This window comes from Armatimonas sp. (genome assembly GCF_964826245.1).
Map to the genome: position 1 here is coordinate 1 of NZ_CBAYMC010000121.1, position 13,119 is coordinate 13,119.

The window sequence follows — 13,119 nt, forward strand, 5'->3', positions numbered from 1 at the left end:
GATCAATAACGAGAACTTGGCGGCACTTGCGGCCACGGCAGCGCTGGCGGTACTGGCGGAGCTGCTCCGAGGGCGTCGGCGGCGAACCCTTGAGCTTGCGTTCTGGTGCGCGGTGGGAGTTGGGAGCAAGCTGACGTGCCTGGGACTGTTTCCCGCCATTTTTTTGGCGGTGGGCTGGCGCTTTGGCTGGCTGCGGGCATTCAAGACGACTCTGGTTGCGTTGCTCACCACACTCGTTAGTATGGGCTGGTGGTTTGTGGGAAATATCAGCCGGTGTGGGGACGCTCTCTGTAAAGAGACCTCAGATAAGCTCTGGGATGTCGCTCAGCCCGGCTATCTCCACTACAAAGCCACCCGAGGCTTCTCACCACCGCGCTATCTTTTCTCGATTGCGGCCTTTGGGTGGCGCTCGTTCTGGGGAACCTTTGATGGTCTCCAGAAGCATCTGCCCATGCCTCTTTTTCTGACACTGATGGTGTGGCAGGCAGCGGCGCTCTGGGGAGCCTGGCAAAGAGGCAAGAGAGCAAGACGAGTCCGGCAGGCATGGCTTCTGGCGGTGCTGGTTCTAATGAGCACCACGACACTAATCTATATTTTATACAACTGGCGGCACTACACGCCGCAAGGCCGTTATTTTTATGTAATGCTTGCGCCGTTTGGTGCGATTAGTGGATATGGCTTTCTCGCTCTCTTGCCACCGGCACGGCGACGAGGGGCTGCGCATGGGCTGGTGATCACGCTGGCGGCACTGAATCTCTGGTGCCTCTGGTACTACCGGCCTGGCAATTAGTTTCGTCGTTACTTGCTTAATCGTGTCTCGTCACTCATCCACGTTGGTTTAAAGGAAGGTTTGAAAATGTCTCGTACACGACAGGTCTTCACACGGATTGAGCTTCTCGTCGTCATTGCTAGCATCGCGATCTTAGCCGCGATTCTTTTTCCTGTCTTTGCCCAGGCCCGTGAGAAGGCCCGCGGAGCCGCTTGTCTCTCTAACACCAAACAGATCCTGACGGGTGTGATGATGTACCTCCAAGTTCATGCCCACGGGGGCGGGCTCTTTCCGGCCCTGGATGGAGCTGGTAGATCCGTATATTAAAAACACTCAGGTCTGGCTCTGTCCCTCTGCGCTCAAAGAGCCTGCGGGGTATGCCTCTATCTTCGGGGCCACGCCTGCGGGGGTGAAAGTGACGGCCCACTATGTCTGGACACCGTTTAACCGGTTCTCCTACTACGGTGGCTGGGGCGGGTCAACCAAGCTTGCGGGCTATCCCAACCCAAACCCTTTTGACTGCCGCGCAGGGCAGTTTGCGGAGCGCCGCTGCAAGGGCATTGCGCTTCTCGGTCGTCCTGCGGAGACGGCGTTCTTGAATGTGGGCTTTGCCGATGGTCACGCCAAGTTCCTTCCTGTGGCTCGCTTCCATGGCGATGCCAGTGCGGTGCGTGGCGCAGGGGTGGGAGCGGGCTGTCGCAAGCCGGAAGAGGCGACCCCAACCCCGGTACCAAGTACTGTCGCTTCCTCCACCACCTGGGTTTACCCCCAAGTAGTGGGCACGGGGCAAGGCCCCGAGACGACTCTCGGGGTCTTGTCGGAAGAGTCCCTGTTGTTAATTATTTCACTTGACCTTAAAAACAAGGCTTGCCTCAGAGCGGAAATCTAGGGTATAGTAGGTAAATCTGAACTCGTACTGTGTTGCACTAAGTTGTCTTTCCTCAGAGGGTTTAGATAAAACTAAGTGAGGTAATTATGTTTCATCTTAAACCGCGTCAGCGTGGCTTCACGCTGATCGAACTTCTCGTCGTGATCGCGATTATCGCAATCCTAGCGGCGATTCTCTTCCCTGTTTTTGCTCAAGCTCGTGAGAAGGCTCGTTCCATTTCCTGTCTCTCCAACATGAAGCAGATGGCGCTTGGCGTGATGATGTATGTACAGGACTATGATGAGGTCATGATCCCAAGCACCATCACTTACACAGGGCAAGCATTCCCCAACGACCGACGCTTCTGGCCGGAGCTGATTCAGCCCTACCAGAAGAACTGGAACATTGTCCGCTGTCCGAGCGATCCGACAGATCCTTTTGGTATTTTCAATGGTTCCAATGCTAATATCAAGTGGTACTACAACTGGATGCGCTGGCCCCAGTACGGTCTGAACTGGAACTACCTAATGCCCTCCCCGACCTGTGCCCCGTTCCCAGGTCTGCCTGTCGCGATGGCCGGTATTGCACAGCCTGCTGCAACGGTTCTCATGACCGATACCAAGAACGTCGGTAGCTCAGCGGGTTTCTACACCTCTGAGCATGTGGACAGCCCCGCCGCCATCTGGGCTCCTGACTGCTGTACATACTCCAACGGTGGCTGGGGGACGGGAGCTTGGGGCGATACGATTAACTACGCTAGCAAGCCAACCTTCACGGGGTCTTTTGCTCCACGGCACAACAGTGGTGGTAACGTTTCCTTCTGTGATGGCCATGCGAAGTGGTTCACCCCTGGTGGGCTCGCTGTTGGTACCAACTGGCGTACAGGAACGGGACAAGCCAACAGTGCTATTCAGATCACCGACCGCAATACCTACATGTGGGATCTGCAGTAGGCTAGTTAAAAACAAGGAATCAAACTATGCGCATTTTGACTGTTTTAGTAATCCTGGTGTCTATCATGGCATTAGCCGGTTGCTCTTCGGAAGATAAGACGGTTGGGGCTGCACCTCCCCCCAAGGCGGATGCACGTCCTGAAACAATGGGAGGACAGCCCAAGGCTGCTCCCCAGAATACGACCTCCAGCATGCAGGGAGCGGCAGTCAAGCCAGCAGGCATGTAGTTTGTCAAACTACCCCCCGCCCGAGAGCTCGGGCGGGGGGTTTCTTTTTGGAAAGGTGGTTTATCCTATGAAAATAAAGATGGGTATTCTCTGCTGCTTAGCAGGGATCATCATGACTCTGGTGATGGCTCCTGTGCCTGCTCTTGCACAGGGCGGATCGGCAATGGGAAGTGCATCAGGAGACCCCCTTAGCCTGACTGCGGCCCAGCAGATAAAAATGAGTGAAATCAATGCGAAGTATTTCGCTCAACTGCAAGCTGTTCGCAAGAAATATAAGCCGCAGGCAGATGCAGTTCGTGCCAAACATGCTCCGCTCTTTGTGGCCCTACGAGCCAAAAAATTAAAGCCTGAAATCTATACTGCCGAGATGATTAAGCTTCAAGCAAAAATGCAAGCGGAGGTTGGTCCGATCACGAAGAAGATTCAGCTTGAGCAGAAACCAATCGAAGATAAGAAAAATCAAGAAATCCTCACGATTCTCGATGCGAAACAAAAGGGACTTTTTAAGGCACAGATCGCAGGGAAAAAATAACGCGAGATGATGATCAATGAACCACGCCTGTTAGAGACGTTTTTGACGCTGGTGAACTTCAATACTCCCTCGCGCCACGAGAAGCCTGTCTCCGAGTGGGCGGCGCAGTACTTGGAGACGTTAGGGTTCTCCGTCGAGTTTGACGATGCCCATGAGCGGCTTCCGGGTGAGAAGGGGACGGTTGGGAATCTCATCGCCTTCAAGAAAGGCACCGTGGAAGGCGCTCCAGGGATCTTCTTCTCGTCGCACTTTGACACGGTGGAGCCAACCCCCGGCTTAGAAGTCAAGATCGACGGCGATAGGATCTCTTCCGCCTCGGACACAATCCTGGGAGCCGATGACAAGTGCGGTATGGCCCCGATCCTAGAGGCGATGGCGCAGCTTGCTGAGTCGGGGGAGGCGCACGGGGACATCCAGCTGCTCTTGATGATCTGTGAGGAGATTGGGCTGGTCGGGGCACGGCTGCTGGACCCGAAGCGCATCAAGGCAAAGTACGGCTTTGTGCTGGATGCGGGGCCGCCCGTGGGAACCATGACCTACGCTGCGCCCGCTCAGAACTCGTTTCGCGTGACGATCACGGGCAAGCAGTCGCACGCCGGAGCCGCGCCGGAGCTGGGGATCAGCGCGATTGTTGCGGCCTCGAATGCGATCTCCAAGATGCAGCTCGGACGCATTGATGCGGAGACGACGGCCAATATCGGCACCATCCACGGAGGGCTGGCCCGAAATATCGTCCCCGGTGAGGTGGTGATTGTCGCCGAGGCACGCTCACGGGTTCAGGAAAAGCTCGTGGCCCAGACCGCGCACATGAAAGAGGTCTTTGAGCGCGAGGCGGCGGCACTGGGCGCGAGTGCCCATGTCGAGGTGATCGGTGAGTACCCGGCGTATCGGCTCGATAAAGAGAGCCCTGTCTTGCAGCTGGGCGCACGTGCCGCCGAAGCCGCCGGGCTCACCCCAGGCTACGCCGAGTCGGGAGGGGGCTCGGATGGTAACCACTTCAACGCCTACGGGGTTCCGACGACCGTGCTGGCCACGGGCATGCAAGACGTCCACACCCACGATGAGTTCTGCACGCTCTCTGAGATGGTGCTCGATACCCGCTGGATCATCGAGATCGTCCGCGCTGCCGCTCAGAGTGCGCACTAAGAGCATGCCTTAATGAAACGTGGCTACTTTACGTTGTTTTTAAAGACCGGGCTTCTTGGGTACAATGCCCGGTAACTATGTCTAAATACGATGCTTTACTTCCGCGCTGGGATCTTTCGCCGCTTTTTACCGAGCTAGACACCCCCGAATTTACGGCCGCTTTTGCTGATGTTCTGACCCAGACCAAGACTCTGGAGACGCTCTTTAACGAGAAAAATATCATCGCTCGTCCCTCAGGCCCTCTCACTGACGAGGATATTGCGGCCTATGAGGCGGCAACGGAGGCATTTAACACGCTCTACTCGGAGCTGCGGCGCGTTCGGGCCTATCTCTCGCTTCGGATCTCGACGGACTCGCGCGATGCGGCGGCGCAGGCCAAGCTGAGTGAGCTGCGTGGGGCTCTGATTCCGCTTTCCAGCTTGGGGACACGCTTCACGGCCTTTATGGGCTCGCTCGATAGTGAGGCCCTGATCACAAAGTCCGAAGTGGCGGCAGCGCATGCCTACAGTGTCCGTGAGGCAAAAATCTACGCGGAGCACCAGCTTCCTTTGGAGCAAGAGGAGCTGGTTGCCCATCTTTCGCTCTCGGGCAGTAGCGCCTGGGCACGACTGCACAGCGATCTCACCAGCCAGCTCATGGTAGATTTTAAGGGCGAGCCCACCCCGATGAGTGTCATCCGCACCCTCGCCACCGACGAAAACGCCGAGACACGAAAAAGCGCCTACGAGGCTGAGCTGCAAGCCTGGAAGGGAGTCGCTCTGCCCCTCGCATTTGCGCTGAACGGCATCAAGCACGAGACGCGCCTGCTCGCCGAGCGCCGGGGCTGGAGCGAGGTCTTAGAGCGCTGCTGCAACGACAACTCCATCACCCGTGCGACTTTAGATGCCATGCGCGCCGCCGCCGAGAAGTCGTTTCCGGACTTCCGCCGCTACTTAAAAGCCAAGGCAAGAAAAGTCAGCAACACCGAGGCGCTTCCCTGGTGGGATCTCCTTGCGCCGCTGAGTGTGGAAGGGAATGAGGCGAGCGACTGGAGCTGGAGTGAGGCGGAGCGCTTTATCGGGGAGAACTTCGATGCCTACTCGCAAAAAATGGGAGACTTCGCCCGCAAGACTTTCTCCGAGCGCTGGATAGATGCCGAGCCGCGCCCTGGCAAGCGCGACGGTGCGTTCTGCGCCAGTGTCGGGCCGGGTGAGTCGCGGATCATGCAGAACTACCGCCCCAGCTTCGATGGGGTCAGCACGCTCGCCCATGAGCTGGGTCATGCCTACCATAATCTCTGCCTGAAAGACCGCACGATTCTCCAGTCCGGCACCCCGATGACGCTGGCTGAGACGGCGAGTATCTTCTGTGAGACCATTGTCAAGCACGCGGCCCTCAAGAGCGCCGCGCCCGCCGAGCGCCTGGCGATCTTGGAAGCCTCGCTTCAGAACTCCTGCCAAGTGGTAGTAGACATTGATAGCCGTTTCCGTTTCGAGCAAGCCGTGATCGAGAAGCGAAAAGAGCGTGATCTCTCCGCCGAGGAGCTGTGCGAGCTGATGCTCACGGCCCAGCGCGAGACCTACGGCGACGGCCTCGATAGCAATGCGCTCCATCCGTACATGTGGGCCGTCAAAGGCCACTACTACGGCTCGGCGTTCTACAACTTCCCCTACATGTTCGGCTTCCTCTTTGGCCTGGGACTCTACGCCCAGTACGAGCAAGACCCCGAGAGCTTCCGCGCCGCCTACGACGACTTGCTCTCTCAGACCGGAATGGCCAACGCCACCGAGCTGGCGCAGCGCTTCGGGCTCGATATCGAGAGCGAGGCGTTCTGGAGCGCGTCGCTGGATGTGGTTCGTGCTGAGATAGACCAGTTCGTGAGCCTGCTGGAAGACAAGGGCTAGCGCACGTGCCGACCGTCGCGGGGGGCTGGCTAGGAGAGTACCACTTCGACCATAACCTTGGTCAGCCCTGCGGCTTCGAGGCCACTTTCTCCGCCGCCGGCCCTGATGGCATGTTCCACGGCACGATCCTCGATGACGGCCCTCTAGGCGAAGCCGTAATTCACCACGCCCGGCAGGTTGGCGATGAGGTGATCTTCACCAAGATCTACCGCCTGAAGAAGCGCTCGCTCGCACCAGTGCGCTACGAGGGCAAGCTCCTCAACGACGGCAAGCTCCTGCGCGGCAAGTGGGCCATTGTCCACAGTAAGTACGGCACCACCGGCTGGTGGGAAGCCCACCGCACCTGGGAAGAGCTCGAAGTGGGCTTCGCCGATGAGGAGACCGAAGCCCACAAAGAGAGCCGTGAGCTGGTTACCGCTAGTTAGCCTCCCCCGGTTGGAGCGGGGGAGCTAGAGAGCCTCGTTCCTCGGCTACAAAGGGCCACCCAGAGGGTACCCGGCCCATAAAGCCCAGTATGGCCCGAAGCGGCCTTCGTAGCTTTAGCTCTCCAGTCCCGCCGCTCCAACCGTCGGGACATATAACCGGCGGGACACTCTACCCACGCGCCGCTTTGGCGCGTGCTTCACGAGGCGTCTCTTTGACCTCGTTCCAGGGGAAGCGACGAGCTGCGCCTTGGCGAGGCTTGTTGGGCAGGCCCGCTCCGAGAATCAGCGCCCGGCGCGGAATCGCAGATGTATTGGGCCCGGCGTAGTGCGCGGTTCGGTTGCGGTGGATCGTGATGCCGCCTGCGGGCAGGGGGCAGGCGATGGCGTCTTTGGCGAACGATGTATCCAGCATTTCGAGGCCGTGAATGCGCACATCTCCCCCGATGGGCTGGTGCGGCTGGACATCCCACTCGTGGCTCCCGGGCATGAACCAGAGGCAGCCATTCTCAAGAGTCGCTTCTTGCAGCGGCATCCAGATCGAGACATTCTTGTACTGCCACTGCGGGTCCCAGTAGGCCTCGTCCTGGTGCCACGGCGTTGGGGCGCCCGGGTACCCGTTTACGGGTGCTGCGGGCTTGAAGATGGCGTGCGCAACACCCGCCGAGACCTCGGGGCCAAGCAGCTGCCGCACGATCTCGGTGGCGACGCTGAGATACTTGCCGTCTCTGAGCTCGGGGGCGTACTTGGCGGGATTAAGAATCTGCGGAAGCGCCTCGGTCTTGCCATCTTCATCGGTGCCGCCGAGATCAAACTGATCGCCCGACTCGCGCCCGGCTCGCTCGGTAAAGATCCGGTCGTAGACGTCGCGCATCCAGGCAAGCTCGGTATCATCGGTGATGGGCGTATCAATCGCGAGAAAACCGTTGAGGTGAAAGAAGCGAATCTGGTCTGTCGTCAGTGTCATGGCTTGCAATTTCCTTCTCGTGAGCCGATAATCCTTCTGAACTATGAAACGCTTTCTTGTGACCGGTGGGGCCGGGTTTATTGGCTCTAACTTTGTGCGCTACTTTCTGAGCAAGTACCCCGACTACACGGTCTGGGTGCTCGATGCCCTCACCTACGCCGGGAATACAGACAACTTCCACGACCTCTGGGACAACCCCCGCTTTGCGTTTTTCCAGGGCCGGATCGAGGACGCAGCGCTAGTCGAGAACCTGGCACGCAACGTGGACTGCATCATCAACTTCGCCGCCGAGAGCCACAACGATAGAGCGATCCTAGACCCCGAGACGGCGCAGAAGACCAACTTTAACGGCGTGGGGGTGCTCTTGGAAGCCGCGCGAAAGCACAAGCACATTAGATTTCATCAAGTATCAACAGATGAAGTTTATGGCAGTACCGATGGCGAGTTTAAAGAGGGTGATCCGCTGGAGCCCAACCAGCCGTACTCGGCGGCTAAGGCGGGCGGTGAGCTTTTAGTCCGTGCCTACAATGTCACGTTTGGCCTGAACACGATCGTGACGCGTGGCTCGAATACGTTTGGTCCGTACCACTACCCCGAGAAGCTGATTCCCCTGATGATTACCAATGCCATGCAGGACATTCCGCTGCCAGTCTACGGCGATGGCAAGCAAGAGCGCGACTGGATGTGGGTTCTGGATCACTGCATCGGAGTGGATATTGCACTCCATCAAGGAACACCTGGCGAGATCTACAATGTCGGGGGCGGCTCGGAGCGGCACAATATTGACGTGGTCAAGGGAATTCTCGCCGCGCTTGGTAAGCCGGAGAGCCTGATTCGCTACGTCACCGATAGGCCCGGCCACGACCGACGCTACAGCCTCAACACCGACAAGATGCAGGCGCTCGGTTTTGCTCCCCGCCGCGACTTTGAGGTGCTGCTGGAGCAGACCGTGAAGTGGTACGTGGACAACGAGCCCTGGTGGCGCAAGATCAAGGCCAGCGATGACTACCAGAGCTTCACCAAAAAATGGTACGGCGACCGAAAATAGCCGCCGATTGAAATCGGCATCTGCAGTAGCCTTTGGCTGCAAAGCCCGTGCCGGGCTGGGGAACAAAATTGGGAGCCCGGCACGGGCTTTGCGGCGCGTCGTGCCATTGTTGATGCCCAATTCCATTGGGCAGAATTATTTAACGAACGCTTAATAACGCATGTCTTCCGTGGCGGGTCTCAACCATTGAAAGAGAACGAAACGAAAAAACAAAAAGGAAAACAAAAAACATGCGAAACAACAACACAACACACTATCAACAAAATCCACTCTGGCAGAAGCTTGCGGAGCTTCCCCTGGAAACTGGCTTTGTGCAGCGCCTCGCTCGTGAAAACGAGTGGGGCGTTTTGTTTACGGAGCAGGTGATCGGGGAGTACCGGCGCTTTCTCTATCTGACGCAGGTCGCTGAGCACGCCGTGACTCCCTCGAAAGCCGTGGACGAAGCCTGGCACCTGCACTTGCTCTACACCCGCTCCTACTGGGAGGTGCTCTGTGGGGAGATTCTTGGCAAGCCACTCCACCACGAGCCTGGCACAGGCAAGCCCGAGGATACGGTGCACTTTGCAGCACAATATGCCAGGACGCAGGAGAGCTACCGGCAAGTCTTTGGCGAGGAGCCACCGAGCCGTGTCTGGGGGACGACGAAGCCACAAAAGGTGGGAAGCCTAGGATGGAAGCGGGCACTGGGCTGGCTGGCGACGGGGCTGGGAAGCGTGGCTCTGGCGGGAGCGAGTGGTAACCCGGCGGCGGGTATCTTTATCCTCGCGCTGATTTTTGGGGTGATCATCTTGGTCGCGATTCTTAGCGCGAACGATAAGCGTCGCAATGGGCGCAGCGACTCGCACGGCGATAGTGGCGGGGGAAGCTGTGGAGGGCTCTTTATCGCATCAAGCTGCGGCAGTGGCGGCAGTGGAGGGGATGCAGGCGGTGGCGATGCAGGAGGAGGCGACGGCGGCGGTTCCTCCTGCGGTAGTTCTTGTGGCGGCGGATGTGGTGGCGGCGACTGAGAGTGCTGCTCTAGCGCCGCTTCGGGAAGGCTTTGTTGGGGTACGGCGGTACTTTGAGCTTCGGAATGGGGTTCTTCTCTAGCTCCCTGAGCAAGTGCTGGATTGCTGCGTCGAGCTGCGTGTCTTTGCCGTCGTAGGTGGCGCGGGGGAGGTTGTCCACGACAATGTCGGGCTCGACGCCCTGGCCTTCAACAAGCCAGTTGCCCTCGGGGCCGAAGACGCCAAACTCTGCCGCCGTGGCGATTCCCCGGTCTACCAGCGTGTTGGAGGAGGTCAGCCAGACCTCGCCGCCCCAGGTGCGGGTTCCGATCACTTTGCCCAGCCCCAGGCGCTTGAAGCCCTCGGCAAACGCCTCGCCATCGGAGGCGGTGCTCTCGTCGCACAGCACCACGAGCTTGCCACGGAAGGCGTACTGCATGTTCCAGTAGGGGGCACCAACCGGGGCTTTCCAGAACATCCAGGCCTTGCGCATGAGTTTTTCTAAGATCCAGCTATCAATATTGCCCCCGTTGTTGTGGCGCACATCAATAATCAGCCCATCGCGGTTGAAGACCGGATAGAACTCCCGCTCCCACTGCGCAATATCATCGCTCCCCATCGCCCGGAGATGCACATAGCCGAGCTTGCCCGGTGCGGCCTTCTCGACCATTTGCCGTCGGGAAAGCTCCCAGTCGCTGTAGCGCAGGTCCCACTCCTGGCTACCCGAGATCGCAGTGACGATCACATCGCGGGCTTTGCTGGCGTCGCCGCCGGGGTAGAGGCGCAGGCGCACTTGCTTATTCGTCTGAGCACGCAAGAGCTGCGCCGGATCGTCCACGGAGAGCGTCGGAACACCGTTGAGCTGTGCAATCACATCGCCCTCGCTTGCCTCCACGCCCGGCTTGAGCAATGGCCCTAGCTTCTCGGGCATGTCCGGGTCGGTGCGCCAGAGCCGGGTGATTCGCCAGCCGCCCTTGGCTTCATCGCGCTCCCACTCCGCACCGAGCGTCCCCACGCCAATGCTATCTGTGCCGGGACGCTGGTCGCCGCCATAGACAAACGTATGCAAGACCGAGAGCTCGCCCATCAGCTGCGCCAGTACATCGGAGAGATCGGCGCGGCAGGCGATTCGTGCGGCCAGCGGGCGATATTTTTCGCGCAGGGCTTTCCAGTCAACACCGTGCATATTGGGGTCGTAGAAGTAGTCGCGGTGGAGACGCCATGCCTCCTCGTACATCTGCTTCCACTCCTCTTTGGGATCGAGAGAGAAGCTCCAGCGGTCGAGAAGTGAGACATGGCTCTTGGCCGGATCGGGGCCGCCCGCCGCATCGAAGACCGAGATCGTCTCACCTTGCTGGATCAGAATCTTCTTGCTATCTGCACTCAGCTCATAGCCGCTGACATTACTGGCGACAGGCTCCAGCTTGATATCCTCGCTCCGGATGGAAATGGCCGAGAGGCTGCCTGAGCTGAGCAGAAAGAGCTTCTTGCCGTCGGTCTTGAGGCCGCTGTAGCTGCCCGCCGGAACGGGAATCAGGCTCAGGCGCTTGGCGATTCCCTCAGTGGCTATTTCGGGAAGCGGAGCCTCGGGCTTTTTCTCCTCGGGTTTCTTCTCCTCGGGTTTCTTCTCTTCTGCTTTTTTCTCCTCGTCCAGCTCATCGGAGGGTAAAAACGGCGAGTGGTTACCGGGCTGGAGGCTTAGTGAAAAGACTTGGGTCTGGTTCTCGAAGAACGGCTCTGGCTGGCGCGGCCCCCACGGCGAGCCGACTTTGGAGTGGAACGCGCGGTCCGACAGAAAATACAGAAACTTGCCATCGGGGGAGAACGTGGGGTCGGAGCAGTCGTAGCGGTCCGTGGTCAGCTCGGTCGTGGTGCCCGTCTTGGTATCGTAGAGCCGGAGCTGACTAAACTGGTTGGCGCAGGGGTAGCTAAAGGCGATATAGCGGCTATCGGCGGAGAAAGCGACACTGCCGATATTGCCATCATCGCTGGTGGCGATGACTTTTGTGGTCTTGGTGGTCGTGTCGGTGAGGTGCAGGCGGTAGAACTTATCGGTGTGGGCGATCCACTTGCCATCGGGTGAGGGAGTCGTGTCCCAGCGCAGCACCTGGCCGTCTTTGGTGAGCTGCTCACGGTGGCCATTAATCTCGCCCGTGGGCGGCAGCTTCCAGAGCTCGACCTCGCCCGACTCATCGGAGAGCGCGACAAGGCCCTTGCCATCGGGGAGAAAGCGCGCCTCGCGGTAGCGCACGCCAGGCTTGCGGGTGGCCTCGACAATGCGCCCGGTCTTGCCCGTAGGCACCACATAGACCTGGCCCCGCGCCGTCAGCACCACCTTATCGCCGCTGGGCGAGAGATGTGCCGCCGTCACCCAGGTCAAGGGCTTGGTGATCCAGCGCTCGCGCAGCTGGTCAAAGTCCGAGCTAAGCTGGATCGAGAGCTTCTGGGATGTGCCTGTCGTGGCATCGGCAACCAACAAATCCGCGCCGTGCTGGTAGATTAACTTGCCCGTGCTCGCATCAAGCTGTGGGTTCTGGACATCAAAGCCTGCCTCATGCGTCACCTGCTTGAGGCCTTTGCCATTGCTGTCCATGCTCCAGACATTCATCACTCCGTCACGGTCCGAGAGAAAGTAGATCCTCTCTTTCCAGACCATCGGGTTACGGCTCGTGCCCTTGAAGTCCGTCGTCAGCGGGACCGCCTCTGGCGCACTTGGCGCAAGCTTCCAGAGGTTCTGTGCCGTGCCGCCCTGGTAGCGCTTGGTCTGGCTGCCCTGAAAGTCAAAGCGCGTGAAGTAGAGATTCCCCGCGTCGTCGTAGACCCCATCACTGGCCTGGGCGAGGGGCACGCGGGCGCGCTGCTTGGTCTTGGGATCAAGAGCGACAAGCTGCACGCCGGGAAGCGTCGCGTGCTTGGCGGTGGCGTAGAGAATCTTTCCGTCTTTGGTCCAGCCCGCCACGGTCCCCCCCGCGCCAAAGGTCAGTCGTGTGGGCTCGCCACCTGTGGTGGGCATGACATAGACCTCATCGGGGCCTTCGGACGCCGCCGAGAACGCCACCCACTTCCCATCCGGCGAGAGGGCAGGACTACTCTCCTCACTCGGGTGCGTCGTCAGCCGCGTCGCCAGTCCACCGCTGACCGAGACGCGCCACAGATCGCCCTCCGCCGCAAAGACCGCCACCTCGCCACGCAGGCTAGGCGTGCGAAAGTATCCGCGCGTGGTGGGGGCTTGGAGAGGTTGCGAGAGTGCGAGAGTTGCTATGAAGAAGGGGGCCGGAAGTATCATGCGGAAAATATACCCAACCGAGCCTTTTGCGC

The 13,119-nt window shown here is 59.2% G+C and carries 12 protein-coding genes and 1 pseudogene; 11 read left to right on the plus strand and 2 right to left on the minus strand.

Annotated elements, in window-relative coordinates:
* From AC1XOS_RS12685 to AC1XOS_RS12725, 9 genes and pseudogenes are all read left to right on the plus strand, one after another.
* Positions 1-790, plus strand: a 790-nt coding sequence (locus AC1XOS_RS12685) for a hypothetical protein (RefSeq protein WP_481962588.1), incomplete at its 5' end; no start/stop codon positions are given.
* Positions 791-856: 66 nt separating this feature from the next.
* Positions 857-1,033: pseudogene (locus tag AC1XOS_RS12690) on the plus strand (DUF1559 domain-containing protein); the annotation flags it as partial.
* Positions 1,034-1,037: 4 nt separating this feature from the next.
* Positions 1,038-1,658 carry a hypothetical protein gene (locus AC1XOS_RS12695; protein ID WP_481962589.1) on the plus strand — a complete coding sequence of 207 codons (621 nt, stop codon included), beginning with the start codon at positions 1,038-1,040 and terminating at the stop codon, positions 1,656-1,658.
* 86 nt (positions 1,659-1,744) lie between these two features.
* The gene (locus tag AC1XOS_RS12700) at positions 1,745-2,590 is read left to right on the plus strand and encodes a prepilin-type N-terminal cleavage/methylation domain-containing protein (protein WP_481962590.1); all 846 of its coding nucleotides are present in this window, start codon (positions 1,745-1,747) and stop codon (positions 2,588-2,590) included.
* Positions 2,591-2,616: 26 nt separating this feature from the next.
* The gene (locus AC1XOS_RS12705) at positions 2,617-2,817 is read left to right on the plus strand and encodes a hypothetical protein (RefSeq protein ID WP_481962591.1); all 201 of its coding nucleotides are present in this window, start codon (positions 2,617-2,619) and stop codon (positions 2,815-2,817) included.
* A 67-nt stretch (positions 2,818-2,884) separates the two neighbouring features.
* The gene (locus AC1XOS_RS12710; RefSeq protein WP_481962592.1) at positions 2,885-3,349 is read left to right on the plus strand and encodes a hypothetical protein; all 465 of its coding nucleotides are present in this window, start codon (positions 2,885-2,887) and stop codon (positions 3,347-3,349) included.
* 6 nt (positions 3,350-3,355) lie between these two features.
* The gene (locus AC1XOS_RS12715) at positions 3,356-4,495 is read left to right on the plus strand and encodes a M20/M25/M40 family metallo-hydrolase (RefSeq protein WP_481962593.1); all 1,140 of its coding nucleotides are present in this window, start codon (positions 3,356-3,358) and stop codon (positions 4,493-4,495) included.
* 77 nt (positions 4,496-4,572) lie between these two features.
* A complete protein-coding gene (locus tag AC1XOS_RS12720; protein WP_481962594.1) occupies positions 4,573-6,378 on the plus strand; it encodes a M3 family oligoendopeptidase in 1,806 nt (601 codons plus the stop codon).
* A gap of 5 nt (positions 6,379-6,383) precedes the next feature.
* Complete coding sequence (locus AC1XOS_RS12725) at positions 6,384-6,803, plus strand: hypothetical protein (protein ID WP_481962595.1); 420 nt, start codon at positions 6,384-6,386, stop codon at positions 6,801-6,803.
* A gap of 169 nt (positions 6,804-6,972) precedes the next feature.
* Here the strand turns inward: AC1XOS_RS12725 and AC1XOS_RS12730 are convergent, their stop codons facing one another.
* Entirely contained in the window at positions 6,973-7,767 is a 795-nt protein-coding gene (locus AC1XOS_RS12730; protein ID WP_481962596.1) for a phytanoyl-CoA dioxygenase family protein, read from the minus strand.
* 43 nt (positions 7,768-7,810) lie between these two features.
* Between AC1XOS_RS12730 and rfbB the strand changes: the two genes are divergently transcribed.
* Positions 7,811-8,815 carry a dTDP-glucose 4,6-dehydratase gene (gene rfbB / locus AC1XOS_RS12735; RefSeq protein ID WP_481962597.1) on the plus strand — a complete coding sequence of 335 codons (1,005 nt, stop codon included), beginning with the start codon at positions 7,811-7,813 and terminating at the stop codon, positions 8,813-8,815.
* A gap of 230 nt (positions 8,816-9,045) precedes the next feature.
* Positions 9,046-9,822 carry a glycine-rich domain-containing protein gene (locus tag AC1XOS_RS12740; protein WP_481962598.1) on the plus strand — a complete coding sequence of 259 codons (777 nt, stop codon included), beginning with the start codon at positions 9,046-9,048 and terminating at the stop codon, positions 9,820-9,822.
* A 10-nt stretch (positions 9,823-9,832) separates the two neighbouring features.
* Here AC1XOS_RS12740 and AC1XOS_RS12745 read toward each other — a convergent pair whose 3' ends face one another.
* The gene (locus tag AC1XOS_RS12745) at positions 9,833-13,087 is read right to left on the minus strand and encodes a S41 family peptidase (RefSeq protein ID WP_481962599.1); all 3,255 of its coding nucleotides are present in this window, start codon (positions 13,085-13,087) and stop codon (positions 9,833-9,835) included.
* Positions 13,088-13,119: the final 32 nt, after the last annotated feature.

Bases quoted from the DNA above. Each gene is read 5' to 3' on its own strand.
- AC1XOS_RS12710 (WP_481962592.1), top strand. From the start codon at position 2,885: ATGAAAATAAAGATGGGTATTCTCTGCTGCTTAGCAGGGATCATCATG.
- AC1XOS_RS12730 (WP_481962596.1), bottom strand. From the start codon at position 7,767: ATGACACTGACGACAGACCAGATTCGCTTCTTTCACCTCAACGGTTTT.
- AC1XOS_RS12715 (WP_481962593.1), top strand. From the start codon at position 3,356: ATGATGATCAATGAACCACGCCTGTTAGAGACGTTTTTGACGCTGGTG.
- AC1XOS_RS12720 (WP_481962594.1), top strand. From the start codon at position 4,573: ATGTCTAAATACGATGCTTTACTTCCGCGCTGGGATCTTTCGCCGCTT.
- AC1XOS_RS12705 (WP_481962591.1), top strand. From the start codon at position 2,617: ATGCGCATTTTGACTGTTTTAGTAATCCTGGTGTCTATCATGGCATTA.
- rfbB (WP_481962597.1), top strand. From the start codon at position 7,811: ATGAAACGCTTTCTTGTGACCGGTGGGGCCGGGTTTATTGGCTCTAAC.
- AC1XOS_RS12740 (WP_481962598.1), top strand. From the start codon at position 9,046: ATGCGAAACAACAACACAACACACTATCAACAAAATCCACTCTGGCAG.
- AC1XOS_RS12700 (WP_481962590.1), top strand. From the start codon at position 1,745: ATGTTTCATCTTAAACCGCGTCAGCGTGGCTTCACGCTGATCGAACTT.
- AC1XOS_RS12695 (WP_481962589.1), top strand. From the start codon at position 1,038: ATGCCCACGGGGGCGGGCTCTTTCCGGCCCTGGATGGAGCTGGTAGAT.
- AC1XOS_RS12745 (WP_481962599.1), bottom strand. From the start codon at position 13,087: ATGATACTTCCGGCCCCCTTCTTCATAGCAACTCTCGCACTCTCGCAA.